Genomic DNA, 25771 nt, shown 5'->3' with positions numbered 1-25771 from the left:
GGCCCCGGCACAGGCGTTACTCCACGAACAGCGACTCAACCACGTTAATCCAGCCGTGCTCGCTGGCCACCTCTTTGCCATTCAGCCAGCGGCGCAGCATGTTCAGCGCCATCATGGCGCACACCTCCTGACGCACCGCCAGGCTGTGGCGGGTAATGCTCATTTTTACCCGCAGGGCGTGGGTGCCCTCGGGCGTCGCCAGCGCGAAGTTGAGATGTTCTTCATCCAGCCCGCCGACAAACAGCGCCAGACCGGCAAAATGCTTCACCCTTCTCTCGGACGCCCAGCGGGCGGTCTGCGCCAGGGTCTCCTGCTGGAACGGCACCACTTCGCTCGCCAGCAGCGGCGCGTTGACGCGCGACAGCTGAAGTGCCAGCAGGCCACCGGTGAACTGCTCGCTTAAGGTCACGCTCAGTTGACGCGCCTGCAGCTGCTTCGCAATCTGCGCGGGCAACCCTTCCGTACCTTCAAAGATCAGGCTTTCGCCCGCCACGCGCTGCACCTCGGGCCACAACGCCAGCATCGCCTCTTTCTGTTCGGCCGGGCCTGTCAGCTTAAGTTCAATGATCGGCATGGAGGAGCGATACCCCATGGACACGCCCGGCGGCAGAGGAAGGTGATCGAGGCTCTGGGCCAGATCGCTTTCCGAGCGGCCAAAGGTGGTCAGACGCAGGCACAGCGGCGGTTCCGGCAGGGTAAAACGATCGCGAAGGCGCGGCAGGATCTGCTGCTCGACCATCACTTTAAATTCTGAGGGCACGCCCGGCGTGAAGAACATCAGACAGCGGTTCAGCTGCATGGCAAACCCACACGCGGTACCGACCGGGTTATCGACCAGTTCAGCACTGGCGGGAATTTCAGCCTGTTTGCGGTTGCTGGGGGCCATGACGCGGCCACGTTCGGAGAAAAAACGCGCCATCTGCGAGAGCCACGCCTCATGCAGCACCAGCCCTTCGCCTTTTGCGGTCGCGGCGGCCAGGGCACTGAGATCGTCACTGGTGGGGCCGAGCCCGCCGTTCACAATCAGCACGTCGCACTGTTCACTGCGCTCGCGCAGAACAGCGACCAGTGACTCAAGATTGTCGCCCACCGTATTGCGGCGCGTTAACGGTAATCCTTGCTCAAAGAAAAGATCGGCCAGCCAGGCAGCATTGGTATCAATAATTTGTCCATGCAGCACTTCGTCGCCGGTGGATAACATCTCCACGTTAATCATTGTGTTCTCCCGCTTATTTGGTCAAAACACTATAGCGCAAACGCGGGGTGGAGCAGAGAGAAACTGGCGCGACAGCATGCCGCGCCGGAGAGATTAGAAGCCTGCGCTGACGCCCACGTACGGGCCGTCGGCCAGCGCGTTATCGCGGTTACCGTCTTTGCCGGCCAGGTTCAGATAGCGATAGCCTGCTTCGATGGTGATTGGACGCATGATGGTCCAGCGTGCGCCAGCGTTGGCCTCTTCATAGCTGTCGATACCGCTTGAGAGAGAGTCTGGAGAGTAGTAGTACTCACCAAACAGCCCAAAGCTGTCGCCAATTTTCCACTGCAGACCGCCGCCCACTGCCGCCGCATACCCTTCATCACCGTCGTTTGGGTTGGTATAGATACCTTTACCGCCGACGGTCGCCAGGAACGGGCCAAGAGGAACGTTGAGACCCAGGCCGAGGCTGGCCGCGTCGCCGTCGTCATCGTTATGCGTCCAGCCGCCGGTCATCGCCAGACCGGATGTCTCGGTACCCATGCCAAAGCCCAGGTGGGTATAATCCTGACCCGCCGAGCCGTTAATGCTAATGGCGTTCGCCGCCGCAGATACAACCATCAGGCCGAAGCCCAGTAATGCCACTTTTTTCATTGTCGTGATCCCGCACAATTTTTATAGAGAAGTCCCAAAACCGCGAGATTTTAACCTGGGTCTTCCGGGGATCAAGCACTCTGCGTGCGGCCGGTCAGTAGATTGTAACTATTTGAAACGGCTATTATCCCTTCAGCGCTGCGTTGACCCACTCCTGCAGCGCGCGGCGCGAAACTTTAATGCCGCCATTTTTGAGTTCAGTCGGCAGCAGCAGCCAGCGGACGGGTTGCTCAAAACGCGCCACCTTGTCCCTGACCCAGTCGGGTAAGCAGGTGATATCCGTTCCCGGCTCGCACTCCACGACCGCCACCGGGCGTTGCCCGAATTCAGCGTCGTCCAGCGGAACGACAAACACCTGGTTAACCTGCGGGTGCGTGGCGATAACGCGCTCCAGCGATTCCGGCTGGATCCCTTCTCCGCCGCTAAAAAAGAGGTTGTCCATGCGGCCAAGGATCGTCAGACGGCCGTCATGCCATTCGCCGCGATCGCGTGTGGCGAACCATCCCTGCGCGTTGGTCAGCGGAATCAGTTCGCCATCCCGCCAGTAGCCAGAGGCCATGCTTTGCGCCCTGATCCAGACTTCACCGTTAACGACCTGCACCTCTCTGCCCGGCAGCGCACAGCCCACGTCCGGCTCGCCGTCCGCCTCTTTCGCACAGACGGTAGAGGCGAACTCGGTCAGACCGTAGCCGCAGAAGGTGCGTATATCCTGCTCTCGCGCCTGTTCGGTCAATTCAACAGGGATGGCCGCCCCACCCAGCAGCACCGCTTTCAGTGCGACAGGCTGGTGGGCATTCAGCAGACGCCAGAGCTGGGTTGGCACCAGCGAGGCGTGGGTGCAGCCGCACAGCGCCTGCTCCAGAGGCTGTTTCTCGCGTACGGTTAACCGCGCGCCGGCCTGCAGCCAGCGCCATAAGATCCCCTGGCCGGAAACGTGAAACAGCGGCAGCGAAAGCAGCCAGTCGTCGTCTTCACCGTAGGGCATCAGCGCCAAAACGCCGCGCGCGCTGGCAAGGTGGGCCTCGCAGGTATGGACCGCCGCTTTCGGCAGTCCGGTGGAGCCGGAGGTCAGCGTCATGGAGGCCAGCCGCGCCGGTTGCCACGCAGCGCAATACGCATCGGCTGTCTCGTGCATGCGCAGGGCAGGAAGGCCGTCGTAGCTGCCGTCCAGCACCAGCGCAAAGCGCAGCGTCATCTGCGGGAGCAGCACGTCCAGCAGCGGGCGCGGTAGCTGCGGATTAACGGGAAGAATACGCGCTCCGCACTGGAGCAGCGCCAGCCACGCCAGCAGGGTTTGCGGATGATTATGGGCCTGCAGCAGCACGCCGCAGCCCTCCTCCACGCCCTGCCGGTGAAAGCCTGCCGCAAGGCTGTCGATGCGCGCGCACAGCTGTTGCCAGCTGAGCACCTCGTCGTTCAGCCTCAGGGCCGGTTTATCGGCAAACAGCGCGCACCAGTGTCGCCACGGCCAGTCGGTAAAACTCATCGCAACGGCTCCAGCGCCGCGACGTCGAGGCACGGCAGCGCGCTGTCCGGCCACGGGCGGAGAAGCTGAGCCTGCATCAGGTTCAGCGTGTCGAGGCCAGGAACCGTATCCGGCGTTAGCCAGGCGGCCATGCGCGCCAGCTGGGTTAGCCCAAGGCTGGACTCAATCGACGAGCTGATCACCGCCGTCAGCCCTAAGGCATGCGCCGCCGCGACCTGCTCGCGCACTTTCGCCAGGCTACCGGTCAGCGTCGGTTTAATCACCACCGCGCTGACGCCGGGCTCGGCAGCGAATTCAAAATCGGCCTCGCGCAGGCTTTCATCCCAGGCGATGGCAATCCCCGTTTCGCGGGCAAACGCGCGCGAATCCTCGCGGGTTTTGCACGGCTCTTCCAGGAAGGCAATACGGCTCCGGTAGGCCGGGTTGACGTACTTCGCAAACTGCTGCGCCTTAAGCGGCGTCCAGGCGCGGTTGGCGTCCAGACGCAGATGCAGATCGGGGATCGCCTCCAGCAGCAGGTTGGCGACCATGCCGTCGCGCACCGCTTCATACAGCCCGACTTTGATTTTCGCGACTTTCTCGCCCGGCATGGCGGAGAGCAGCGCGAACAGCTCGTCCGGATCGCCCGTGCAGAGCGGTGCTGCGCGGTAATTCCCCGCCTCCGGCAGGCTGCCGTCCAGCTCGGCCAGCGCGCAGCTGATACCAAAGGCCGCGGAAGGCACCTCCGGCAGCGCCGGATTTGCACCCTCGCGCCACGCGTCCGCCCACGCCAGCAAGGCCGCCCGCGCGTCATCCAGCGACTCGAGGCTAAACCCCGGCAGAGGCGAAATCTCGCCCCAGCCTTCCCGCTCGCCCTGCTGCAGATGCACGAAGAAGCCGTCACGGGTTTTTAACCGCCGTTCACGCAGCACCACGCCCGCGTCCATCGGTATCTGCCAGCGGTAAACCTGCGCGCGACGCATTACGGGTTCCGTTTGTATTTGCTGAAGTCCGGCTGGCGTTTTTCGTTAAACGCGTTGCGCCCTTCCTGACCCTCTTCGGTCATGTAGAACAGCATGGTGGCATTGCCCGCCAGCTCCTGCAGACCCGCCTGACCGTCGCAGTCGGCGTTGAGCGCGGCCTTCAGGCAGCGCAGCGCCATCGGGCTGTTTTGCAGCATTTCACGGCACCAGCGCACGGTCTCTTTTTCGAGATCGGCAAGCGGCACCACGGTGTTCACCAGGCCCATATCCAGCGCTTCCTGCGCGTTGTACTGACGGCACAGGAACCAGATTTCGCGGGCTTTTTTCTGACCGACGATGCGCGCCATGTAGGAGGCCCCCCAGCCGCCATCGAAAGATCCCACTTTCGGGCCCGTCTGGCCGAAGATGGCGTTCTCGGCGGCAATGGTCAGGTCACACATCATGTGCAGCACGTGGCCGCCGCCGATGGAGTAGCCCGCCACCATCGCCACCACCGGTTTTGGACAGGTGCGGATCTGACGCTGGAAATCGAGGACGTTCAGGTGATGCGTACCCGCGTCGTCCTGGTATCCGCCGTAGTCACCGCGCACTTTCTGATCGCCACCGGAGCAGAACGCTTTCTCGCCTTCGCCGGTCAGGACAATCACGCCGATGTTGTCGTCGTAGCGCGCATCCGCCAGGGCCTGAATCATCTCTTTCACGGTCAGCGGACGGAAGGCGTTACGCACCTGCGGGCGGTTGATGGTGATTTTGGCAATGCCGTCGGTGGATTTGTGGTAACGAATGTCGGTGTAGCCTTCGGAGCAGTCCTGCCATTCAACCGGGGCGTAAAGCATGTGTTCATCAGGGTAGATCATAGAGTGTCCTTTATTCGAAGACGCAGTATCTGAGCCAGACTTGCCGCAACCGCATCGGGGTTTTCCCGGTGGGCGTTGTGTCCGGCGTTGGGAATTGCATGGCGAACAGCGTTCAGCTCCGCGGCAAGGGCCGCAAACTTCTCATCACGTTCGCCATAGAGATAATCAAAAGAGAAATGGCGCGCGCTCAGGGCAGCACGCAGGTCGGGCTGCACGGCCAGCGATGTCGCCTCGAGCATCATCGCCAGCGCCGCGCCGCTGTTCTGGCTGCGCAGGGTGATCAGCGCGTCGCGCTGGACGTCCGTCAGGGAGGCAAACACGGGCTGTTGGTACCAGTCAGCGAACACCTTATCCAGCGGTTCGTTGCTAAAACGTGCTGCCCAGCGGCGGTCGGATGCCAGCCGCGCCTGTCGCGCATCGGCATCCTGCAGGCCCGGATGTCCCCCTTCTACCGTCAGGCCCAACAGCCCCTTTGGCTGCTGGCAGGCATGGAACATCGCAATGCGGCCGCCGAGGGAGTACCCGACGAGCCAGAATTTCAGTATGTTGTAACTAATCAGAGTTCGGGTGAGCAACGCGCTCATCTCGTCGAAGCCCTCGACGCCCAGGTGCCGGGATCCACCGTGACCCGGCAGATCCAGATACAGCCGGGGGTAGTCACGAAGTCGCTCCCCAACACCCTGCCACTCGCGGCAATCGCCGGAAAAACCGTGCAAAAAGACCAGCCAGGGATAGCCTGGTTTTCCGGCCTGCTGCACGCCCGAGAGGATCACAGCTGGCTCACCTGCGCCAGCAGGCTTTGCAGGGTCTGCGCACCGTCAGCCTCGTTCACCACCAGCTCAATCAGCGTCGCGCCGGGCTGTTTCCAGGCTGTACCGAGCGCGGCACCCAGCTGTTCCCAGCTTTCCGGGCGATGATATTTCAGGCTAAACATCGCCGCGGCGTGTTCGAACTGCACGTTCTGCGGCATCAGATAGAAGCGCTCGCGCTCGCTCTGCGGCGTAGGCAGCAGGGAGAAAATCTGCCCGCCGTTGTTGTTGACCACAATCAGCACGAACGGGGCTGACGCCTGACGCAGCAGCGCCAGCGCGTTGAGATCGTAGAGCGCGGAGAGATCCCCCACGATGGCCAGCGTCGATTTCGCGCTGGCGCGCTGCACGCCCGCCGCCGTGGAGATCAGCCCGTCGATGCCGCTGGCGCCACGGTTGCTGTACACCGGGTAACCTGCTGGCAGCTGCGAAAAGGCGTCTATCAGCCGCACGACCAGGCTGTTGCCGACAAACAGCTGCCCCTGGTCGGGCAGGTACTGGCGAATACGGTGCGCCAGCCCGGCCTCGCTGAACGCTTCACAGCGCGCATGGGTCAGTTCCCACGCCTGCCGCGACAGGTCCGGGAGGGTAACCGCCCAGGGTTTGCGTTTTTCAGCCGGATGGAGCGCCAGCCAGGCGTCGATACGGCTGACCAGACGACGACCGCGATGGTGCGCCGGGTCAAGACGCCCTTCCAGCGCGTCCACCAGCCAGTATTCGTCCGGTGTGCAGGTGGCCTGCCACTGCAGTAACCGTTTGCCGGTTAAACTCGATCCAAGCTGGACCACAATCTGCGCCTGCGACAGCTCGGTGACCGCTTTGGCATTACCCAGCCAGAGATCCGCGCACGGCAGCGGCTGCCCGGTCTGGGAAAGCACGTCGCCTATCAGCGGCCAGCCCAGGGTTTGCGCCCACTCGGCGACCAGCTTGCCTTCGGCGGCGCTCATGCGCCCGGCGATAACCACGCCGCGCTTCTGCCGCCAGAAGAACCAGTCGCGCTGTTTCGCGCTCTCAAGGTGCGTCTGCTCGCGCAGCCACGGTTTCTCACTCTGCCACCAGTCGCCGAGGGTCTGCTGCCAGTCAAGACCCGTATCGTCCAGCTCGCCGTAGAGCGGCTCGGCAAACGGGCAGTTAATATGCAGCGCCCCGCTGCGCAGCGTCTCCATGGCATGATCGACGGTGGAGACCAGCCAGCTTGCCGAAATATCCTGGGTGGGACGGGGCAGCGAAATCGTCTGCGAAGGATGCGAAGAAAAGAGTCCCGGCTGACGGATGGCCTGATTGGCGCCGCAGTCGATAAGCTCAGGGGGACGATCGGCCGTCAGCAGAATCAGCTTTTCACCGGTTAACCCGGCTTCAATCAGAGCCGGATAGAGATTCGCCACGGCAGTACCGGAAGTGACAATCACCGCCACGGGTTCTTTGCTGACCTTCGCCAGACCCAGCGCGAGATGCCCGAGGCCACGCTCATCAAAGTGGGTGTGGTGAATCAACGCCCGGTTTTCGGCGGCCGCCAGCGTCAGCGGCGTTGAGCGAGAACCCGGTGCAATACACACGTGCCTGACGCCGTGGCGCGTCAGGGCTTCAAGGATCACCGCCGCCCAGCGTCGGTTAAAAGAACTTACTGACATGAGATTGTCCGGTATCAAGAATGCGACACAGTATAAATAATAGAAAAAATTGGAATTTTGATATGAATCGGGATTGCGCGAATCAGTATTAATCCCTAAGGAGCAGAGAGCGCAATCCGGCCGCTTTGTTTTCGATCTCCTGCCACTCCTGTTCCGGGTCAGACCCGCTGACAATGCCGGCCCCGGCGTAGAGCCGCAGGGAGTCATCCTGGACGCGGGCGGATCGCAACGCCACGCAAAATTCACTCTGGTCAGGCGATAAATACCCGGCAGAACCGGCGTACCACTCGCGGTTAAAGGGCTCAACCTTCTGAATAAATTCGCGCGCAGGCTGTCGCGGCAAACCGGCAACGGCCGCTGTCGGCTGTAGCATATGCAGGCACTGCTCGTCGTCGGCCTGTTTGAGTTCGGTCCAGATACAGCGGCGCAAATGCTGCACTTTACGCAGGCGCACCACCTGGGGGGGCAGTACCTCAAGCGTCTGCGTGTAGTGCTGAAGACGCTGGCAAATATCTTCCACGACCAGCATATTTTCTCGCTGGTTTTTATCGTCGTTCAGCAGCCACTCGCCGAGACGCTGCGCCTGGCCATCATCGGCATGGCTGGCGACGGTGCCCGCCAGCGCTTCCGTACGCAGCAGCGTGCCGCGCCGCCGCCAGAGACGCTCGGGGGTCGAGCCAAGAAACGCGTTGCTGGCGTCGAAAATCATGCAGAAATGGTAGCAATGTAAATTCAGGGCGCGGCTGGCCGCCATCAGCGCGACAGGGTTAACCCGCTGTGTAAACCGGATATCGGTTGCCCGGGCGAGAACCACCTTTTCGAAATCACCGCGCGCGATGGTCTCTGTCGCTCTGCGGATAAGCGTCAGCCATTCGGCCTGCTGCGGCTGATGGGTTTCGTGCTCAACCTGAACGGATAGCGGACGGATAGATCTCGCAGGACGGAGTTGCTGTAAAAAATCCCGCGCGGCGAGGGCATCTTCCTGAAGTGAATAATCACTCCAGAGCTGCAGACGCAGCGTAGCGGTGCCGGCGGTGCGTCGCCAGAGCAGTCGCGGTAAAAAGAGGCTGCCCTGCTCCGGAGTAAAGGCGTTCAGGCCACAGATACGGGTATCACCTGCCGCGTTTTGCTCGCGCAAAAACTGCGTGGCTAACGCCAGAGAGGAAAAGGGGATCACCGCCCCCAGCGCAGCCAGCTCTTCATCGCCGTTACGCTGCTGCCAGTAAAACTGCGGATAGCACTGCTGCGCCCCAAGCCAGGCGAGAGGGTCGAAAGCGTCGTTTAACGGGAAAGAGACGTCGAAATGACGTATGCCGGGTGTTGCGGGTAACGCTTGCGAAAGCTGGGTACGCAATTGCTCCAGCGCGAGGAAAATCGAATTCACGCGAACCTCTCCCTGTTAAAACCTCGTATTATACGGGGTACTGGCAATAAATAGCAGTACCCACGTATAGGGAGTGGTTAAGCGGCCTAACGACGGGCTAAGAGCAGCCCCAGTACCAGCCCAACGGCAGCACCGACTCCAATACCCTGCCACGGTTTTTCATGCACGTAATCATCGGCACGGTACACCGCTTTTTTGGCGCGGTAGTAGTAGGTATCAGACGCATGGCTGACGCGGTTTTTCACTTCATGCAGCGCCTGCTCGGCGCGGGCTTTTAGCTCAATATATTTCTGATCGGCAGGGTCGCCCGAGGAACGTAACACCTCTTCCAGCGTTTCGCTCAGTAAGGCCAGGTCGTCGTCGATACGGGTATCCCAGGATTGAAATGACATATTTTTCTCCATGTTAGTACACCAGTCCGCTAACTATAGCCAACGACTCGTCATTACGCCTGCTTCGCTTCCCGCGCCATGCCGATGTGGGGAATGCCGTCTTCATCGTACACCTCGGTGACCGGCACGAAACCAAAGTGGCCGTAGAAGGACTGCAGGTGCGCCTGCGCGCCCAGGTATAACGCCTTGTTCGGCCACTGTTTCTGGCATGCCTCCAGCGTTTTCTCCATCAGCTCATAGCCCAGTTTTTCACCGCGCGCTTTGCTGCTGATGATGACGCGGCCAATGACGACAGGCTCAAAATCGTCTTCGCTTTTCAGAATCCTCGCATACGCCACCAGCTCGTTATTCCGCCAGCCGAGGATATGGCGGTTCTCGCCGACGAGATCGTCGCCGTCGATGTCCTGATACGGGCAGGTCTGTTCAACCACGAACACTTCGCAGCGCAGTTTCAGCACGGCGTAAAGTGAATGAACGGTGAGGTCACTATGGTGTAAATCTTGCCACTGGATCATGTCAGTCTCCTTCCTGGGGTTCATCACGTTATACTAAACCCCTCCCCGTTCGGCAAAGGGCTGATTGCGTTATGGAACTGATTTTTCTGGGTACGTCCGCGGGCGTGCCAACCCGCTCACGAAATGTGACGGCGATACTGCTGGATCTTAAACACCCCACCCGCGGCGGGCTGTGGCTGTTTGACTGTGGTGAAGGGACGCAGCATCAGCTGTTACACACCGCTTATCACCCCGGCAAGCTGGATAAAATTTTTATCACCCATCTGCATGGCGACCATCTGTTTGGCCTTCCCGGCCTGCTGTGCAGCCGCTCGATGGTCGGTAACGCCAACCCGCTGACGATTTATGGGCCTGCGGGTATTCGTGAATTTGTTGAAACCACGCTGCGCCTGAGCGGGTCGTGGACGGATTATCCGCTGGAGGTCGTTGAGATTAGCGAAGGCCTGATTTTCGATGACGGTGATTATAAGGTGAGTGCTCAGCCGCTCAATCACCCTGTCGAGTGCTATGGCTATCGCATTGACGCGCATGATAAACCCGGCGCGCTGGACGCCGCCGCGTTGATGGCCGACGGCGTAAAACCCGGACCACTGTTCCAGCGCCTGAAGCACGGTGAGACCGTCACGCTGGAGGACGGGCGCGTCATCAACGGTCAGGATTATCTCGCCGCACCGCAGCCCGGCAAGAAGCTGGCAATTTTTGGCGACACGGCCCCGTGCCGGGCGGCGCTCACGCTGGCCCAGGGCGTGGACGTGATGGTACATGAAGCGACCCTCGAAACGGCGATGGAAGAGAAAGCCAACAGCCGGGGCCACAGCTCGACGCGTCAGGCGGCGCAGTTGGCCCGTGACGCGGGCGTCGGGAGGCTCATCGTCACCCACGTCAGCTCCCGCTACGACGCGCGGGGCTGTGAAAAGCTGCTGACAGAGTGTCGCGCGCTGTTCCCGGAATGTGAGCTGGCCGAAGATTTCGCTCAGGTCAGCGTTTAGTCCTTCATTTTTCCCTCAGGATGCCGATAACGATTAAAAGGTCAGCATTTCTCTCGAGGGTAGAATGGATAATTTCCAGAAAGATATTGATGACAGGGCGAATCTGACCCTGTCGAACCGTTTTGAACTGTTGCTGTTCCGTCTTGGCACCTCTCTTAACGAAAATAAATCTGAGCTGTTTGGCATTAACGTCTTTAAGCTGCGTGAAATTGTGCCGATGCCGGAGTTCACGAAACCCGCCGGGATGAAATCACCGCTGATGGGAATGGTGAATATTCGCGATCAGGTGATCCCGGTGATCGACCTGGCTGCCGTGGCAGGCTGTAAGCCCACCACCGGGCTGAATATCCTGCTGATCACCGAATACGCGCGCAGCGTGCAGGCGTTTGCCGTGGAGTCGGTTGAGAACATCATGCGTCTGGACTGGAAGCAGGTGCACGCGGCGGAAACTGCCGTCAGCGGTCGCTACATCACCAGCATTGCGTGTCTTGACGAGAAGAGCGATACCAACGATCTGGCGATGGTGCTGGACGTTGAGCAGATCCTGTATGACATCACTCCGGCCAACCACGATCTGCACGCCACCAATCTGAAAACCACCAAATTCCATATCAAGCCGGGCGCGGTCGCCATCGTCGCGGAAGACTCCAAAGTGGCGCGCTCGATGCTGGAGAAAGGCCTGCAGGCGATGGAGATCCCGGCGCAGCTGCATATCACCGGCAAAGAGGCGTGGGAGAAAATTGGGGTTCTGGCCGCACAGGCGCAGGCTGAGGGTGTTCCCATCACCGATAAGATCGCGCTGGTGTTGACCGACCTCGAAATGCCGGAGATGGACGGTTTTACGCTGACGCGCAAAATCAAAACCGATCCGGTATTGAAAGATATTCCGGTCGTGATCCACTCTTCCCTTTCCGGCAACGCCAACGAAGACCATATTCGTAAGGTGAAAGCGGATGGCTACGTCGCGAAGTTTGAGCTGAACGAGCTGTCGTCAGTGATTGAGGAAGTGCTGGACCGCTCGATGAAGAAGATTGACGGGCCGTTGATTAGCCGCAAACAGCTGGCTTAGTCGGGTGGCGCTTCGCTTACCCGACCTACAAAACCCGTAGGCCCTGCAAGCGTAGCGCCGCTGGGCAATAAAAAACCCGCCGAGGCGGGTTTTTTGTTTTTACATTAATGGCATCGCGCGCTGCACGATATCAATCAGCGGCTGCGGATAGATACCGAAGATCAGCACCAGCAGCGCGGAGATGAGAACCACAATACCGCCAGCGCTGTACTGCCAGTTGGTTGGGGCATCACGGTTGAGCTGCTGAGGCGCGCTCAGGTACAGGCTCACGGCCACGCGCAGGTAGTAGTAGAGACCAATCGCGGAGCCGATCACCACGCCCGCAGTCAGCCACCACAGGTGCGCCTGCACACCGACGGCCAGCACGTAGAACTTACCGATAAAGCCGAGCGTCATCGGGATACCCGCCAGAGAGAGCATCATCACCGTCATCACCGCAGACAGGATCGGACGGTGCCAGAACAGACCACGGTAGGAGAACAGTGAATCGGCATCCGGACCACGGTACGGGCTGGACATAAGGCTCACCACGCCGAAGGCGCCGAGGCTGCTGAACAGGTAACCGGCCAGATAGACGCCCACGGCTTCCATCGACATCTCACCGCTCTGCAGCGCAATCAGCGCCACCATCAGGTAGCCCAGATGAGAGATAGACGAGTAGCCCAGCAGACGTTTGATGTTGGTCTGGCTCAGCGCCATCAGGTTACCGAAGATGATGGAGACGAACGCGATAATGCCCAGCACCACGCGAACCGCTTCACTGTCACCCACCGGTGCGTACAGGAACAGACGCATAACCACCCCGAAGATGGCGATTTTGCTCGCCGTCGCCAGGAAGGTCGACACCGGCGCTGGCGCGCCCTGGTATACGTCTGGCGTCCACAGGTGGAACGGCACCAGAGAGAGTTTGAAGCCAAGGCCAACAATCATCATACCCAGCCCCGCCAGCAGCAGCGGCTCATGCAGCATGCCGTCACCGAGGCTCTTGCCGAGCGCCATAAAGGAGAGGTTACCGGATTGTGCGTACACCAGCGCAATACCAAACAGCAGGAACGAGGACGCCGCCGCAGACAGGATGGTGTACTTGATGCTTGCTTCCAGCGAGCGCTTCTGGCGGAAGGCGTAACCAATCAGACCGAACAGCGGCAGAGAGATCAGCTCAATGCCGAGGAACAGCGCGGCCAGGTGGTTCGCATTCGCCAGCAGAATGCCGCCCAGCGCGGCAATCAGAACCAGCAGGTAAAACTCTTCTTTGTTGTCGTTGTAGCCTTCGAGCCACGGGTACGCAAAGGTACAGGTTGCCAGGCTCGCCAGCAGCACCAGACCGGTATACAGCATGGCGTAACCGTCAACGCGCATCAGCGGAGTGACGTCCATCGCCCCACCCTGGCCAACAAACCAGAGAGAGACTAACGCGGCGTTCAGGCCGATGACCGACAGCGTGGCATTCAGGAAGTGATTGCGTCGCCACGCAATGGAGAGCATCACAACCACCACCGTCAATCCGACGATCAGCAGCGGTAGCAGCGCGATCAGTTGTTGTGGAGTTATTGTCATGGCGAATTACGGCCTTGTAGTAGAAACAGAATTAACAAACCACTGCTGGATATTGCCCATCGCGCTGTGCGAAGTATCCAGAATCGGCTGCGGGAAGAAGCCCAGCAGCACCAGCAGTACGACCAGCAGCAGGATGATGAACAGCTCACGCAGCGACATCCCCGGCAGTTCTTGTGCAGCAATTTCGCTCTTCGCTTTACCGAAGAAAGCGCGGTGCAGCATCGCCAGCGAGTAGACGGAAGCGAACACCAGACCAAAGGTGGAGATCACGGTAATCACCGGTACCACTTTGAAGCTGCCGAACAGAATCATAAATTCGCCGACGAAGTTACCGGTGCCCGGCATCCCCAGAGTCGCCACCGCGAAGAACATGGAGAGCGCTGGCAGCCACTTAATTTTGCTCCACAGGCCGCCCATCATACGCATGTCGCGGGTGTGCAGACGTTCGTACAGCTGACCGCACAGGATGAAGAGACCGGCTGCGGACAGACCGTGCGCAATCATCTGGATCACCGCCCCCTGGTACGCCAGCTGGCTGCCGGTGTAGATAGCAATCAGCACGAAGCCCATGTGGGAAACGGAGGTATAAGCAATCAGACGCTTGATGTCGTACTGGGTGAAGGCCATCCAGGCACCGTAGAAGATACCGATGACACCCAGCCACATGGCAATCGGTGCGAATTCTGCGGAGGCGTTCGGGAACAGCGGCAGAGCGAAACGCAGCAGACCGTAGGCAGCCGTTTTCAGCAAGATGCCCGCCAGGTCAACGGAACCCGCCGTTGGCGCCTGAGAGTGCGCGTCTGGCAGCCAGCCGTGCAGCGGAACCACCGGCATTTTCACCGCGAAGGCGATGAAGAAGCCCAGCATCAGCAGATATTCCACGCCGTGCGACATTGGGGTCTTCAGCAGGTCTTCGTAGTTGAAGGTCCAGGTACCGGTCGCGTTGTGGTGAACAAACACCAGCGCCAGAATGGCAATCAACATCACCAGACCACTCGCCTGGGTATAGATGAAGAACTTGGTTGCCGCCGTGATACGCGTTTTACCGTCGGATGCCTTGTGGCCCCACAGCGCGATCAGGAAGTACATCGGCACCAGCATCATCTCCCAGAAGAAGAAGAACAGGAACATGTCGATGGCAAGGAACACGCCGATTACGCCGCCCAGGATCCACATCAGGTTCAGGTGGAAGAAGCCCTGGTATTTTTCGATTTCACGCCAGGAGCAGAGTACCGCCAGAACGCCGAGCAGACCGGTCAGCACCACCATCAGCAGTGAGAGACCGTCAATCGCCAGGTGGATCGTAATGCCGAAACGTGGGATCCACGGCAGGATGAACTCAGACTGCCACTGCGGAATGCCCGCAGACTGGGTCAGTGAGTAACCGCCCTGCAACCACAGTTGCAGGCCAAGCGCGAGCGTCAATCCCATGGTGATCAGCGCGATCCAGCGCGGCATCTTCACGCCAAAGCGTTCAGTCTGCCAGCACAGGAAGCCGCCGATGAAGGGAATTAATATTAGCCAGGGTAGTAACATGGCGATTTACATTCCTTTTTAAGGCCCCCAGCAGGGGCCTGATTTTCAACGAATTCGAATAAAATTCACTTAACGATCAACGCAACACCATCAGCAGCGCCAGCACGACAACCGCACCGATGCTCATGGACGCCACATACCAGCGCAGGTAACCGTTCTCGCTGTACAGCAGGCCTTTGCCTGCAAAGCGGGAAAGGATCGCCGGGATATTCATCAGGCTGTTCAGCGGGTCGCGCTTCAGCAGCCACGCGATGCCCAGGAACGGCTTAACGAAGATCATGTCGTACAGCCAGTCGAAGCCCCACGCGTTGTACCACCAGGTGCCCAGCAGGCGGCCCGGCGCACTGTTGGCCACGGCAGTGACCAGCGTACGTTTGCCCAGCCACAGCCATGCTGCGATCAGGATGCCCGCGATAGCGACCACACCGGAGGTGATTTCAAGCGTCAGAACGCGACCGTGCTCAAGCTCGGTGGTGTCTGGCAGCACGCCCTGCAGCGGAGGCACAATCATCGCGCCAACGAAGGTGGACAGTACCAGCAGCACAATCAGCGGCAGGTGATGGGTAATCCCCTTCCCTGCGTGAGCGTGAATTTGTTCTTTACCGTGGAATACGATGAAAATCATACGGAAGGTATACAGGGAGGTCATGAACGCACCGACCAGACCCGCAACCATCAGATTGATATGACCATTCGCCATGGCACCCGCAAGGATTTCGTCCTTACTGAAGAAGCCCGCGGTGATCAGCGGCAGTGCCGCCAGCGCCGCGCCGCCCACCAGGAAGCAGACATAGACCAGCGGGATGGACTTACGCAGTCCGCCCATTTTGAAGATGTTCTGCTCGTGATGGCAGGCCAGAATCACCGAACCGGATGAGAGGAACAGCAGCGCTTTAAAGAACGCGTGCGTCATCAGGTGGAAAATGGCCGCGTCCCACGCCTGAACGCCCAGCGCGAGGAACATGTAACCAATCTGGCTCATGGTTGAGTACGCGAGAACGCGTTTGATGTCGGTCTGCACCAGCGCGGCAAAGCCTGCCAGCACCAGCGTGACCGCACCGACGATACCCACCAGATGCAGAATTTCCGGGGTCATCAGGAACAGGCCATGGGTACGCGCAATCAGGTAGACACCGGCGGTGACCATGGTCGCAGCGTGGATCAGCGCGGAGACAGGGGTTGGACCCGCCATCGCGTCTGCCAGCCATGTCTGCAACGGCAGCTGCGCGGATTTACCCACGGCACCACCCAGCAGCATCAGCGTTGCCCACCACAGCATGTTGTTGCCTGCGGCGAAGTGCGCTGGCGCCAGTTCCACCATTTCGCGGAAGTTCAGCGTGCCCAGTTCGTTGTAAAGAATGAACAGCGCGAAAGCGAGGAAGACATCACCCACGCGGGTCACGACGAACGCTTTCATGGCCGCTGCGCCATTCTTCGGATCGGTATAGTAGAAACCGATCAGCAGGTAAGAACACAGACCCACGCCTTCCCAGCCCAGATACATCAGCAGCAGGTTATCGGCCAGGACCAGAACCACCATGCTGGCGATAAACAGGTTGGTGTAGGCGAAGAAGCGGGAGTAACCCTCTTCACCGCGCATATACCAGGAGGCGAACATGTGGATCAGGAAGCCGACGCCGGTGACCACGGAGAGCATGGTCAGGGAGAGACCATCCAGCACCAGGTTGAAACCGATATTGAAATCACCGACTGACATCCAGGTCCACAGCGGCACGCTGAAAGGCTGACGCCCGTTGTTAAAGAAGTCGATACCCGCATACGCTGTCACCAGCGCGGCCAGGCCAACAGAGCCCATGCCGACGGTTGCAGACAGATTCTCAGACCAGCGGCCGCGAGAAAACGCCAGCAGCACGAAGCCAATCAGCGGAAAAATAATGGTTAAGGCAAGCATGTTCATCCACGCAACTCACTTACTGAATCGATGTTCAGATTCTGGCGGCGACGATGGAGCTGCAGCAACAGCGCCAGGCCAATACTCGCTTCGGCAGCCGCGAGGCTGATGGCGAGAATATACATCACCTGACCATCGGTCTGGCCCCAGTAGCTTCCGGCAACCACGAAGGCCAGCGCGGAGGCGTTAATCATGATTTCCAGCCCGATCAGCATAAACAGCAGATTGCGGCGGATAACCAGACCGGTCAGACCCAGAACGAATAAAATCGCAGCGAGGATCAGTCCATGTGTTAAGGGGATCATGCGCGCTCCTCCGTTTTTCTTTTCGCGCGGTCGTCAGTGCGGTTGCTCAGCACCTCGCCAGCACGCTCTTCGCGGCCAACGTGGAAAGCCACAACCAGACCTGCCAGCAGCAGCATTGAGGCCAGTTCCACTGCCAGAACGTATGGGCCAAAGAGCGTGATACCCACCTCTTTCGCGCCAATCGGCGTGCCGTCGATGCCCTGATCGTTAACACCCAGAATGGCGTAAACGATCACCACCAGCATGATGGCCGACAAAATTGCCGGGCCGATCCACACCTGCGGTTTTAACCACTGACGTTCCTGCTCAATTTCAGAGCCGCCCAGGTTCAGCATCATCACTACGAACACGAACAGCACCATGATGGCCCCGGCGTAGACGATGATTTCCAGCGCACCGGCGAAGTGCGCGCCCAGTGCGAAGAACACCCCGGAAATGGCCAGCAGCGAGATGATTAAGTACAGCAGCGCATGCACCGGATTGGTGTGCGTGATCACTCGCAGCGTAGCCAGGATGGCGATAAGGCCACAGATATAAAAAGCGAATTCCATTGCCCTCTCCTTACGGTAACAGGCTCTTGACGTCGATAGGCTTAGCTTCGTTCTCTGCTTCGCCCTTATCTTTGCCGTCGATTGCCATACCCGCCATCCGGTAGAAGTTATATTCCGGGTATTTGCCCGGACCGGAAATCAGCAGATCCTCTTTCTCGTACACCAGGTCCTGACGCTTGTACTCACCCAGCTCGAAGTCTGGAGTCAGCTGAATCGCCGTGGTTGGGCACGCTTCTTCACACAGACCGCAGAAGATGCAGCGTGAGAAGTTGATGCGGAAGAACTCAGGGTACCAGCGGCCGTCTACCGTCTCGGCTTTTTGCAGAGAGATACAGCCGACCGGGCACGCTACCGCACACAGGTTACAGGCAACGCAGCGCTCGGAACCGTCCGGGTCGCGCGTCAGCACGATACGGCCACGGTAGCGCGGCGGCAGATATACCGGCTCTTCCGGGTACATCCGGGTTTCGCGTTTGGCAAACGCATGCAGGCCGATCATCCAGATACTGCGTACCTGGGTACCGAAGCCTACCAGTAATTCTTTTAAGGTCATGGTCTATTGCCCCTTATGGCTGCTGCCAGAGAATGACAGCGGCCGTTACCAACAAGTTGACGAGCGTCAGCGGCAGGCACACTTTCCAGCCGAAGGACATTACCTGGTCATAACGCGGACGCGGTAACGCTGCGCGAATCAAAATGAACATCATCATGAAGAACGCGGTTTTCAGCGCGAACCAGATGAACGGCGGTAAGAACGGGCCATGCCAGCCACCGAAGAACAGCGTTACCATCAACGCGGAAATGGTGACAATACCGATGTACTCGCCCACGAAGAACAGACCGAATTTCATACCGGAATATTCGATGTGGTAACCGTCGGCCAGTTCCTGTTCGGCTTCTGGCTGGTCAAACGGGTGACGGTGACACACTGCCACGCCCGCGATGGCAAAGGTAATAAACCCAAAGAACTGCGGAATAACGTTCCAGATGTCGGCCTGGTTGTTGACGATGTCGGTCATGTTGAATGAACCGGCCTGCGCCACCACGCCCATCAGGGAGAGCCCCAGGAACACTTCGTAGCTCAGGGTCTGCGCGGAAGCACGCATCGCACCCAGCAGCGAGTATTTGTTGTTACTGGACCAGCCTGCGAACAGGACCGCGTAAACCGCGAGGCCTGCCATCATCAGGAAGAACAGAATGCCGATGTTTAGGTCAGCGACCACCCAGGTCGGGCTGACCGGCACGATAGCAAACGCCAGCAGCAGCGAGGTGAAGGCGATCATCGGTGCCAGAGTAAAGATCACGCGATCCGAGAAGCGCGGGATCCAGTCCTCTTTAAAGAACATCTTGATCATATCCGCGACCAGCTGGAGTGAACCACCCCAGCCCACGCGGTTCGGTCCGTAACGGTTCTGGAACAGACCGAGCAGACGACGTTCACCAAAGCTCATGAACGCGCCGCAGGTGACCACCACCAACAGGATAACAATCGCTTTCAGAATGCTCAGCAGGATGTCGATAAGATCCGGCGTTAACCAACTCATGCTTTTGCCTCCTGCAGATTATCAAGACGCGCACCCGCCAGAACCGGCGCGATGCCAGGCATACCCATCGGCAGACCGACCTGCCCTGCTGTCAGACTTTCAGAAATAATCAGCGGCAGGCTGATGGTCTGACCGTCATAGCTAAAGGCGATGTTCGCACCCGCGTTAACGCCAAGCTTCGCGGCATCCGCCGGGTTAAGCTTGATGTACGGCTGCGGCATACGGGTCTGGAAGACCGGTGAACGCTGGGAGAGCTCGTCGCTACCGAACAGGTGGTAGTACGGCGCAATACGCCAGCTACCGTCCTGTGGCTGGAAGCTCGCCGGTACGGTGCGGAAGAAGTCCAGACCGGTTTCGGAGGCTTCAATCAGACGCACGCCCGGATCGCCGTGGCGCAGGGAGCCACCCACTTCAGCCTGGAACTTGTTCCATGCCTGCGGGGAGTTCCAGCCCGGTGCCCATGCGAACGGGATTTGCGAACGCGGCGCAGACGGCTGGTTGTTCCCTTCCATGGAGAAGGCGAACATGGTGTCTTTATCCTGCGGCTGGCGCGGTTCGTGCACGCTGATATTGGCGCGCATTGCGGTACGGCCGCTGTAACGGTGCGGTTCACGCGCCAGTTTCTGGCCGCGAATGCGGAAGCTCGCTTCAGGCGCGGCATCTTTAATGCCTGCCAGCTGAGGCAGTTTTTCCACCACCGCGTCGATAACGTGGTCGAGCTGCGTCCAGTCCACTTCACGGCTCTGCACGGTGCTGTGCAGGGAGTGCAGCCAGCGCCAGCTTTCCAGCATCACGGTGTTGCTGTCGTAGTAAGACGGGTCATAAACCTGGAAGAAACGCTGCGCGCGGCCTTCGTTGTTGATAACGGTACCGTCGCTTTCTGCGAAGCTTGCCGCAGAGAGCACCAGGTGCGCTTTGTCCATAATCGCGGTGCGCTGATGGTCAATCACCATCACCAGCGGCGCTTTGGAGAGCGCGGCGTCAACGCGAGCGGCAGAAGCATGGCGATGCAGGTCGTTTTCCAGCACCACCACGGCGTCAGCAGCACCGGATTCCAGTTCGCTTAACGCAGCTTCCAGCGAGCCGCCGCCAATCATGCCCAGACCAATGCTGTTCACCGCACGGGCAATCATGGTCACACCGACGTCAGCACCGCGGCCTTTCAGAGCTTTGGCCACGTTGGCTGCGGCCTGAATGATCTCTGCGCTACCGGCGTTGGTACCGGAAATAATCAGCGGTTTCTTCGCACCGGCCAGGGCCTGAACAATCACGTCAACCTTGTTTTGCAGGTCGCGATCCAGCTCAACGGCCGGTGAGTTGTTGTCCAGCGCGTGGGCAATGGCAAAGCCAAGACGCGCCTGATCTTCAACCGGTGCGCAGTAGGTCCACGCCGCGATATCGTCCAGACGGGTATTGTCGACGTTGGTCACAAACAGAGGATGCTTCGCGCGCTGACCGATGTTCAGGATCGCCGCAATCTGCCAGTCAGCCACTTTTTGCGCCGCTGCCATTTCACGTGCTTTACCCTTCACCGCCTGACGAACCGCCAGAGCCGCGCGGGCGCCTGTCTGGGTCAGGTCTTCACCCAGCACCAGGACCGCATCATAGGATTCGATTTCGCGCAGCGCAGGGGTATGGATACCGCCTTCACGCAGCACTTTCAGTACCAGCTGCAGACGTTCCTGCTCGCCCTGGGCGATGCCGGTATAGAAGTTTTCCGCCCCGACCAGCTCGCGCAGCGCGAAGTTGCTTTCGATGCTGGCACGCGGGGAGCCGATACCGATCACTTTCTTCGACTGGCGCAGAATATCTGCCGCGCCCTGCATCGCCTGTTCTGCGTTCAGGGTAATGAAATCGTCGCCACGGCGCTGAACCGGCTGACGCGGACGGTCTTTCAGGTTCACATAGCCATAGCCGAAACGACCGCGGTCGCACAGGAAGTAGTGGTTAACGGTACCGTTGTAGCGGTTCTCGATACGACGCAGTTCGCCGTAGCGCTCACCCGGGCTGGTGTTACAGCCGAGGGAACACTGCTGGCAGATGCTTGGTGCAAACTGCATGTCCCATTTACGGTTGTAACGCTCGGAGTGAGTTTTATCCGTGAAGACGCCGGTCGGGCAGATTTCTACCAGGTTACCGGAGAATTCGCTCTCCAGCACGCCGTCTTCCGGACGACCGAAGTAGACGTTGTCATGCGCGCCATACACGCCCAGATCCTGACCGTCTGCATAGTCTTTGTAGTAACGCACGCAGCGGTAGCAGGCGATGCAGCGGTTCATTTCGTGAGAGATGAACGGCCCCAGATCCTGGTTACGGTGGGTACGCTTGGTAAAGCGATAGCGACGGAAGCTGTGACCGGTCATCACGGTCATATCCTGAAGGTGGCAGTTACCGCCCTCTTCACAAACCGGACAGTCGTGCGGGTGGTTGGTCATCAACCACTCCACCACGCTTTCGCGGAACTGTTTGGCTTCTTCGTCATCAATCGAAATAAAGGTGCCTTCGGTGGCTGGCGTCATACAGGACATCACCAGGCGACCACGCGTGTCTTCCGCGTTTTGATATTGCTTCACCGCACACTGGCGGCAAGCACCGACGCTGCCCAGCGCCGGATGCCAGCAAAAGTACGGAATATCGAGGCCAAGAGACAGACAAGCTTCCAGCAGGTTGTCCGCCCCGTTGACTTCGTATTCTTTGCCGTCTACATGAATCGTAGCCATTAGCATGCTTCCAGTTGGCTCGGTCGAAACCGAGCGTTAATCAAAATTCTTGTCGTTACCAGCGCGCTTTAAGCAGGTTCGGCTGAATCCCATTGATCGCATGGGTATTGCTGAACGGCTGCTTGATGCCTGCTTCGAACTCGTCGCGGAAATATTTGATCGCGCTCTGCAGAGGTTCGACGGCACCCGGTGCGTGGGCACAGAAGGTTTTACCCGGGCCTAAGAATCGACACAGTTGCTCAAGTGTTTCGATATCGCCAGGCTGGCCTTCGCCACGTTCGATTGCACGCAGGATCTTCACGCTCCACGGCAGACCATCACGGCACGGTGTACACCAGCCGCAGGACTCACGGGCGAAGAACTCTTCCAGGTTACGCACCAGCGACACCATGCCGATCTCGTGGTCGACGGCCATCGCCAGCGCCGTACCCAGACGGCTGCCTGCTTTACCAATGCTTTCGAATTCCATCGGCAGGTCAAGGTGGGCTTCGGTCAGGAAGTCTGTCCCTGCCCCACCCGGCTGCCAGGCTTTGAATTTCAGGCCATCGCGCATGCCGCCGGCGTAGTCTTCAAGAATTTCGCGCGCGGTAGTACCGAACGGCAGTTCCCAGACGCCAGGATTTTTCACGCGACCGGAGAAGCCCATCAGCTTGGTACCGGCATCTTTGCTTGAGGAGATGCCCTGATACCACTCCACGCCGTTCGCGAGGATAGCCGGAACGTTACACAGGGTTTCGACGTTGTTTACGCAGGTCGGTTTCCCCCACACGCCGGAGCTGGCCGGGAACGGTGGCTTGGAACGCGGGTTCGCGCGGCGGCCTTCCAGGGAGTTAATCAGCGCGGTCTCTTCACCGCAGATGTAACGCCCGGCACCGGTGTGCACGAACAGTTCGAAGTCAAACCCGGTACCCAGGATGTTTTTGCCCAGCAGCCCCGCTTCGGTGGCTTCGGCAATCGCGCGACGCAGGTTTTCCGCTGCTTCGATGTACTCACCGCGCAGGAAGATGTAACCACGGTACGCTTTCAGCGCAAACGCGGAGATCAGCATGCCTTCCACCAGCAGGTGCGGTAGCTGCTCCATCAGCAGGCGGTCTTTATAGGTGCCCGGCTCCATTTCATCGGCGTTACACAGCAGGTAACGGATGTTCATGGATTCGTCTTTTGGCATCAGGCTCCACTTCAGACCAGTGGAGAAGCCCGCGCCGCCGCGGCCTTTCAGGCCAGACTCTTTTACCGCGTTAACGATGTCGTCCGGCGCCATGCCGCCAAGGGCTTTACGCGCACCGGCATAGCCGTTTTTGCTCTGATATTCGTCGAGCCATACCGGCTGTTTGTCATCACGCAGACGCCAGGTCAGCGGATGCGTCTCAGCAGTACGAATTACAGTTTTCATTTGTACTGCTCCAGCAGGTCAGGAATCGCTTCCGGCGTCAGATGACTGTGAGTGTCCTCATCAATCATCATGGTCGGCCCCTTGTCGCAGTTACCCAGGCAGCAGGTTGGCAGCAGAGTAAAGCGACCATCGAACGTGGTCTGGCCCGGCTTGATATTGAGCTTCTTCTCAATCGCAGCTTGAATGCCCTGATAACCGGTGATGTGGCAGACCACGCTGTCACAGTAGCGGATCACATGGCGGCCCACCGGCTGACGGAAGATCTGGCTGTAGAACGTGGCTACGCCTTCTACGTCACTTGCCGGAATACCCAGCACTTTCGCGATCGCATAGATCGCCCCATCCGGCACCCAACCACGCTGTTTCTGTACGATTTTCAGCGCTTCAATGGACGCCGCACGCGGGTCTTCGTAGTGGTGCATCTCGTGCTCAATGGCGGCACGTTCTGCTTCACTCAGCTCAAAAGCCTCGGTTTGTGGTTGTTGATTCTCGTGCATAATTAGCGGTCCACATCTGACATAACAAAATCGATACTACCCAGATACACAATCAGGTCGGAGACCAGACTGCCGCGGATGGCGGACGGGATCTGCTGCAGGTGCGCAAAGCTCGGCGTACGCACGCGGGTACGGTAGCTCATGGTGCTGCCGTCACTGGTCAGGTAGTAACTGTTAATACCCTTGGTCGCTTCAATCATCTGGAAGGATTCTTGCGCCGGCATGACCGGACCCCAGGAAACCTGCAGGAAGTGGGTGATCAGGGTTTCGATATGTTGCAGCGTGCGCTCTTTCGGTGGCGGCGTCGTCAGCGGGTGATCCGCCTTGAACGGGCCTTCCGGCATGTTGTTGAGGCACTGCTCAAGGATGCGCAGACTCTGGCGCAGCTCTTCCACTTTCAGCATCACGCGGGTGTAGCAGTCGGACACGCCGCCGCCCACCGGGACTTCAAAGTCGAAGTTCTCGTAGCCAGAGTAAGGACGGGCTTTACGCACGTCGAAATCAATACCGGTTGCGCGCAGACCTGCCCCTGTCGTCCCCCACTCCAGCGCCTCTTTCGCGCCGTAGGCAGCAACGCCCTGGGAACGGCCTTTCAGGATGGTGTTGCGCAGCGCGGCTTTCTCGTAAGACGCCAGACGTTTCGGCATCCAGTCGAGGAATTCACGCAGCAGACGGTCCCAGCCGCGCGGCAGATCGTGTGCCACACCGCCGATACGGAACCAGGCCGGGTGCATACGGAAACCGGTAATGGCTTCTACCAGATCGTAGATTTTCTGACGGTCGGTAAAGGCGAAGAAGACCGGGGTCATCGCGCCGACGTCCTGAATGAACGTGGAGATGTACAGCAGGTGGCTGTTGATACGGAACAGTTCTGACAGCATGACGCGAATCACGTTAACGCGATCCGGCGTAACGATACCCGCCAGTTTCTCAACGGCCAGCACGTATGGCATTTCGTTGACGCAGCCGCCGAGGTACTCGATACGGTCGGTATACGGAATGTAGCTGTGCCAGGACTGACGCTCGCCCATCTTCTCAGCACCACGGTGGTGATAACCGATGTCAGGCACGCAGTCGACAATCTCTTCGCCGTCGAGCTGAAGAATAATACGGAATGCACCGTGCGCAGACGGGTGGTTTGGACCGAGGTTGAGGAACATGAAGTCCTCGTTGTCGGTACCGCGCTTCATGCCCCAGTCTTCCGGTTTGAAGGTCAGCGCTTCCATCTCCAGATCCTGCTTGGCTTTGGTCAGCTCAAACGGATCGAATTCGGTAGCACGTGCCGGGTAGTCTTTACGCAGTGGGTGGCCGGTCCAGGTCTGCGGCATCATGATGCGCGTCAGGTGCGGGTGGCCGTCAAAGGTCATGCCAAACATTTCCCAGGTTTCACGCTCGTACCAGTTGGCGTTCGGGAAAAGTTTGGTGATCGTCGGCAGATGCATGTCGTTTTCAGACAATGCCACCTTGAGCATGATATCCGTATTACGGTCTATTGAGATCAGGTGGTAGAAAACGGAAAAATCCGCAGCAGGGAGACCCTGGCGGTGCGTTCTGAGACGTTCATCCATGCCGTGTAAGTCAAACAGCATGACGTACGGTTTTGGCAATTTCTTGAGGAAATCGACAACTTCCAGCAATTGTTCACGCTTCACCCAAACAACGGGTACCCCGGTGCGGGTAGCCTGAACAGTAAAGGCATCCGGCCCAAAACGGTTGCGCAGTTCGCCAATGACTGGGTCATCCAGATGATCCCGGGTCTGCCAGGCGGCTTCTTGCGCGGTTAAGTCGGTCATATTGTTCACCATTGCAAATG

23 protein-coding genes are annotated in these 25771 nt (G+C 59.1%); 2 read left to right on the top strand and 21 right to left on the bottom strand.

The window, feature by feature from the left end; translation table 11 throughout:
* Positions 1–16: 16 nt before the first annotated feature.
* The 10 genes from ACMGGE_RS01440 to ACMGGE_RS01395 all read right to left on the bottom strand — a co-directional run bounded on the left by ACMGGE_RS01440 (position 17) and on the right by ACMGGE_RS01395 (position 9885).
* Positions 17–1216 (bottom strand): nicotinamide mononucleotide deamidase-related protein YfaY, encoded by a 1200-nt coding sequence (locus ACMGGE_RS01440; protein ID WP_045908716.1) that lies wholly within the window; start codon positions 1214–1216, stop codon positions 17–19.
* Between the two features lie 93 nt (positions 1217–1309).
* Entirely contained in the window at positions 1310–1849 is a 540-nt protein-coding gene (locus ACMGGE_RS01435) for a YfaZ family outer membrane protein (protein WP_023616384.1), read from the bottom strand.
* A 124-nt stretch (positions 1850–1973) separates the two neighbouring features.
* On the bottom strand, positions 1974–3335 hold the full coding sequence (gene menE / locus ACMGGE_RS01430; protein WP_420293275.1) for an o-succinylbenzoate--CoA ligase: 1362 nt from the start codon (positions 3333–3335) through the stop codon (positions 1974–1976).
* Positions 3332–4297, bottom strand: a complete 966-nt coding sequence (gene menC / locus ACMGGE_RS01425) for an o-succinylbenzoate synthase (protein WP_229226166.1) — start codon at positions 4295–4297, stop codon at positions 3332–3334. Before menC ends, menE begins: the two co-directional genes overlap by 4 nt.
* On the bottom strand, positions 4297–5154 hold the full coding sequence (gene menB / locus ACMGGE_RS01420) for a 1,4-dihydroxy-2-naphthoyl-CoA synthase (RefSeq protein ID WP_008500223.1): 858 nt from the start codon (positions 5152–5154) through the stop codon (positions 4297–4299). Before menB ends, menC begins: the two co-directional genes overlap by 1 nt.
* Positions 5151–5927, bottom strand: a complete 777-nt coding sequence (gene menH, locus ACMGGE_RS01415) for a 2-succinyl-6-hydroxy-2,4-cyclohexadiene-1-carboxylate synthase (protein ID WP_420293274.1) — start codon at positions 5925–5927, stop codon at positions 5151–5153. The genes menB and menH overlap by 4 nt, the downstream gene beginning before the upstream one ends.
* Complete coding sequence (gene menD / locus ACMGGE_RS01410; RefSeq protein ID WP_420290191.1) at positions 5924–7594, bottom strand: 2-succinyl-5-enolpyruvyl-6-hydroxy-3-cyclohexene-1-carboxylic-acid synthase; 1671 nt, start codon at positions 7592–7594, stop codon at positions 5924–5926. Before menD ends, menH begins: the two co-directional genes overlap by 4 nt.
* 88 nt (positions 7595–7682) lie before the next feature.
* Complete coding sequence (gene menF, locus ACMGGE_RS01405) at positions 7683–8978, bottom strand: isochorismate synthase MenF (protein WP_223539304.1); 1296 nt, start codon at positions 8976–8978, stop codon at positions 7683–7685.
* Between the two features lie 86 nt (positions 8979–9064).
* Positions 9065–9370 (bottom strand): stress response protein ElaB, encoded by a 306-nt coding sequence (gene elaB / locus ACMGGE_RS01400; RefSeq protein ID WP_008500219.1) that lies wholly within the window; start codon positions 9368–9370, stop codon positions 9065–9067.
* A 53-nt stretch (positions 9371–9423) separates the two neighbouring features.
* On the bottom strand, positions 9424–9885 hold the full coding sequence (locus ACMGGE_RS01395) for a GNAT family N-acetyltransferase (protein WP_420293273.1): 462 nt from the start codon (positions 9883–9885) through the stop codon (positions 9424–9426).
* A 71-nt stretch (positions 9886–9956) separates the two neighbouring features.
* Here ACMGGE_RS01395 and rbn point away from each other — a divergent pair, with 71 nt between their 5' ends.
* Both rbn and ACMGGE_RS01385 read left to right on the top strand, forming a co-directional pair.
* The gene (rbn, locus tag ACMGGE_RS01390) at positions 9957–10874 is read left to right on the top strand and encodes a ribonuclease BN (protein WP_420293272.1); all 918 of its coding nucleotides are present in this window, start codon (positions 9957–9959) and stop codon (positions 10872–10874) included.
* 64 nt (positions 10875–10938) lie between these two features.
* Positions 10939–11943 (top strand): chemotaxis protein, encoded by a 1005-nt coding sequence (locus tag ACMGGE_RS01385; protein ID WP_032652809.1) that lies wholly within the window; start codon positions 10939–10941, stop codon positions 11941–11943.
* 99 nt (positions 11944–12042) lie between these two features.
* Here the strand turns inward: ACMGGE_RS01385 and nuoN are convergent, their stop codons facing one another.
* The 11 genes from nuoN to nuoC all read right to left on the bottom strand — a co-directional run bounded on the left by nuoN (position 12043) and on the right by nuoC (position 25763).
* Positions 12043–13500 carry an NADH-quinone oxidoreductase subunit NuoN gene (gene nuoN, locus ACMGGE_RS01380; protein WP_024908971.1) on the bottom strand — a complete coding sequence of 486 codons (1458 nt, stop codon included), beginning with the start codon at positions 13498–13500 and terminating at the stop codon, positions 12043–12045.
* A gap of 6 nt (positions 13501–13506) precedes the next feature.
* The gene (gene nuoM / locus ACMGGE_RS01375) at positions 13507–15036 is read right to left on the bottom strand and encodes an NADH-quinone oxidoreductase subunit M (protein ID WP_420293271.1); all 1530 of its coding nucleotides are present in this window, start codon (positions 15034–15036) and stop codon (positions 13507–13509) included.
* A 76-nt stretch (positions 15037–15112) separates the two neighbouring features.
* A complete protein-coding gene (gene nuoL / locus ACMGGE_RS01370; protein WP_023325763.1) occupies positions 15113–16954 on the bottom strand; it encodes an NADH-quinone oxidoreductase subunit L in 1842 nt (613 codons plus the stop codon).
* Positions 16951–17253: an NADH-quinone oxidoreductase subunit NuoK gene (gene nuoK, locus ACMGGE_RS01365; RefSeq protein WP_003861496.1), complete on the bottom strand. Its 303-nt coding sequence runs from the start codon at positions 17251–17253 to the stop codon at positions 16951–16953. The genes nuoL and nuoK overlap by 4 nt, the downstream gene beginning before the upstream one ends.
* Positions 17250–17804 (bottom strand): NADH-quinone oxidoreductase subunit J, encoded by a 555-nt coding sequence (gene nuoJ / locus ACMGGE_RS01360; RefSeq protein ID WP_008500212.1) that lies wholly within the window; start codon positions 17802–17804, stop codon positions 17250–17252. The genes nuoK and nuoJ overlap by 4 nt, the downstream gene beginning before the upstream one ends.
* A gap of 10 nt (positions 17805–17814) precedes the next feature.
* Entirely contained in the window at positions 17815–18357 is a 543-nt protein-coding gene (gene nuoI, locus ACMGGE_RS01355; protein WP_003861491.1) for an NADH-quinone oxidoreductase subunit NuoI, read from the bottom strand.
* Between the two features lie 13 nt (positions 18358–18370).
* On the bottom strand, positions 18371–19348 hold the full coding sequence (nuoH, locus tag ACMGGE_RS01350; RefSeq protein WP_008500211.1) for an NADH-quinone oxidoreductase subunit NuoH: 978 nt from the start codon (positions 19346–19348) through the stop codon (positions 18371–18373).
* Complete coding sequence (gene nuoG / locus ACMGGE_RS01345; protein ID WP_420293270.1) at positions 19345–22068, bottom strand: NADH-quinone oxidoreductase subunit NuoG; 2724 nt, start codon at positions 22066–22068, stop codon at positions 19345–19347. Before nuoG ends, nuoH begins: the two co-directional genes overlap by 4 nt.
* A 55-nt stretch (positions 22069–22123) precedes the next feature.
* Complete coding sequence (gene nuoF, locus ACMGGE_RS01340; RefSeq protein ID WP_008500209.1) at positions 22124–23461, bottom strand: NADH-quinone oxidoreductase subunit NuoF; 1338 nt, start codon at positions 23459–23461, stop codon at positions 22124–22126.
* Positions 23458–23958 carry an NADH-quinone oxidoreductase subunit NuoE gene (nuoE, locus tag ACMGGE_RS01335; RefSeq protein WP_008500208.1) on the bottom strand — a complete coding sequence of 167 codons (501 nt, stop codon included), beginning with the start codon at positions 23956–23958 and terminating at the stop codon, positions 23458–23460. Before nuoE ends, nuoF begins: the two co-directional genes overlap by 4 nt.
* 2 nt (positions 23959–23960) lie before the next feature.
* Positions 23961–25763: an NADH-quinone oxidoreductase subunit C/D gene (gene nuoC, locus ACMGGE_RS01330; RefSeq protein WP_023312537.1), complete on the bottom strand. Its 1803-nt coding sequence runs from the start codon at positions 25761–25763 to the stop codon at positions 23961–23963.
* Between the last annotated feature and the right edge of the window lie 8 nt (positions 25764–25771).

Origin of the sequence: Enterobacter sp. BNK-22, from assembly GCF_048684805.1 — a bacterium.
GTDB classification, from domain to species: Bacteria; Pseudomonadota; Gammaproteobacteria; order Enterobacterales; family Enterobacteriaceae; genus Enterobacter; species Enterobacter quasiroggenkampii.
This window is presented reverse-complemented; position numbering and strand designations above follow the sequence as displayed.